Annotated in this window: 3 protein-coding genes; all 3 read left to right on the top strand. The window is 54.3% G+C overall.

Annotation, left to right across the window (positions count from 1 at the left end; translation table 11 throughout):
• The coding region (locus AC1Q6P_RS23910; protein ID WP_492666264.1) for an RHS repeat-associated core domain-containing protein at window positions 1-894 on the top strand (894 nt) is incomplete at its 5' end.
• Window positions 891-1,319 carry a hypothetical protein gene (locus AC1Q6P_RS23915; protein ID WP_492666263.1) on the top strand — a complete coding sequence of 143 codons (429 nt, stop codon included), beginning with the start codon at window positions 891-893 and terminating at the stop codon, window positions 1,317-1,319. The genes AC1Q6P_RS23910 and AC1Q6P_RS23915, both read left to right, overlap by 4 nt.
• A gap of 601 nt (window positions 1,320-1,920) precedes the next feature.
• A partial coding sequence (locus AC1Q6P_RS23920; protein ID WP_492666262.1) for a hypothetical protein occupies window positions 1,921-2,436 on the top strand: 516 nt, incomplete at its 3' end.

The raw sequence follows: 2,436 nt of genomic DNA on the forward strand, positions 1-2,436 counted from the left end.
CGGCCGGCGGGCAGCACGGCGTATATCTACCTCGGCGGCAAGCAGATCGCCGAGTGGGCCAGCGCCGGCAACCAGACGCAGTATGTGCACACCGATGCGCTGGGCAGCCCGGTGGCGCACACGAACACCGCCGCTCAGCCGGTGGTGATGAACCGCACGCGGTATGAGCCTTATGGCTTCACGGCGGCGGGCACGAAACCGGGGCCGGCGACCAGCAGCATTGGGTTCACGGGGCATGTGAATGATCCGGAGACGGATCTGGTGTACATGCAGCAGCGGTATTACGACCCGATTGCGGGGAGGTTCCTGAGCGTTGATCCAGTCGTCACGGATGCGGCCTCTGGGAAGAGCTTTGGGCGGTATCACTACGCCGAGAATAATCCATACAAGTATCTTGATCCCACTGGCAGGTATTCTTGTGTTGGTTCTGGTTCAGAGTGCGCTGAAATTGATAGCGCCGTTGTTGCGATTCGGGAGGCGTCACGTAGCAGAAAGTTATCCAGTTCTGAGCGCGCTCTCGTGAGAGAGGTTAGTGAATACATAGGCGAGAGTGGTAGCGCGGGCCCAACGATTACGGCCACTTCTCTCGATGGCAATACGAAGGCGAGAACCGATCAGGCAGGGAATATTGAAATTGATCTCAAAAAAGGGCTGGGGGAGGATCCACGTGTAGCTAACGCTTCAAGCTTGGCTCATGAGGGTCGACATGATTTGGATGCCAAAAAAGAAGGTCCAGTATCAGCAAGGATTCATGGGCGAGAGGCTATATTGAAACGTGAGCATTCTGCTTACTCGACGGAGGCCCTTGTCTCGAAGGCGCATGGCATTTTATATGATGAAAAAGATTTAAAAGATGCTATTGAGAAATCAACTGATAATGCAATGAAGAAATGAGTAAATCTATAGTTCGAATTGTTGTCTATTTGGCTTTTGTGTTCCATTCTCCGCATGCTATTGCTGACCTAGCCGATGGCGATGGGGTTAGGCCTGTTCGATCTTTTGATGAGGCTATTTCAATCTCGTTGACTGACTCAGGCGTTAAGTATCGAATGGTTGGGAAATATAACTTTGTTGCTCGTCATGAAGAGTACGTTTCCGATGTTGTGCAGCCCGATGGTGGTCGGGCTTTAGATGTGTATGGATATGCAGATGGCGAGCGGAATAATTTGTTTAGAAAGGAGAAAGATAAGCGATGTGTTGGGCGTGGGTTGTGTGTTTTGACTGCAAATATTGAATTTGTTTTTACAATCGTTAATTCAAAATCAAGTGATAAGCCAATGCTTAGAATAGAAGATGTATTTTATGTGAAATTCGAGTAGAAAATTAGAAGCTAGAGAAAATTCGCGAATTCGGGGTCAAGTCTTAAATCTAAAGGCAAGACCTTACCCTCCGCCGTTCTGAGTTTCCAAACTGACAGACCAGCGAGCAGACAAGCAAGCGCCGTGAGCCAGGTCGCCGACCTTGTATGCATGCATTCATGCATGCCTATCACCAGACTGAACAATTAAGTAAATGCGCGGCAAGAGCGGCAAGAGGGTCAGGCCTTAAATCTAAAGGCAAGACCTGACCCTCCTCCGTTCTAAGTTTCCAAGAAGTCCAGCGAGCAGACAAACAAGCGCCGTGAGCCAGGTCGCCGACCTTGCATTCATGCATGCCTATCGCCAGACTGAATGATTAAGTAAATAGTTAGATAGCTAGACAGACACAAAGATAAACAAATCGAGCGCCACGCGAAGAAGAAGAAAAGTGACCCAGCAGCAAGCGCGTCCCAAGCCCATGTCGGGAGGAGTTTTTCCAATGCATTCGCAATCGCAATCGCGAGCGCACACGCAAGATCAAAGCAGGGCCAGGCTTCGCATCGGGGGGCGTTTGGTCCTGCTCGTCGCGCTGCTGAGCTCTGCTTTGGTGTCGGGTGCAGCGATGGCGAAGGCTCAGGCGCCGGTGCAAACCGAGTACCGTTATGACGCGGCCGGGAACCTCAAATCGGTTTCGATTCAGCCTGCGAAACACTCCCCTGGCGACGCGGGCGCTCAGCCTCTCCTATGGGCCCTGGACAACCCCTCTGAGTCGCAGCTCAGCGCCATCGAGGTGCCCGCCGGTGACGGCCTGCCTGGCGGCATGAGCATCAGCATCGAGCGTGATGACTTTGGCAAGCCCACCAGCATCACGCGGGGCGGCCACGGTGTCAGCGTCACCCGCAGTTACGTCTACGACGAGGGCCAGCGCCTGTGCAAGACCGTGGAGCCTGAAACCGGCGCCACCATCCAAGACTACGACGCCGCCGGCAACATCGCTTGGCGCGCACCCGGCCAGACCCACACCGGGCTGGGCGGCTGCGATCGCGACCTGGTGCCCGCCGCCGCGCGCATCACGCACCAGCACGACAAGGTCAACCAGCTGGAACTCACCCGCTACGGCGACGGCAGCCCCTCGGTC

The organism is Roseateles sp. GW835-FHT13E02 (assembly GCF_058794035.1).

Excerpts from the sequence above, each read along its gene's own strand:
- AC1Q6P_RS23915 (WP_492666263.1), top strand. The coding sequence starts at position 891 with ATGAGTAAATCTATAGTTCGAATTGTTGTCTATTTGGCTTTTGTGTTC.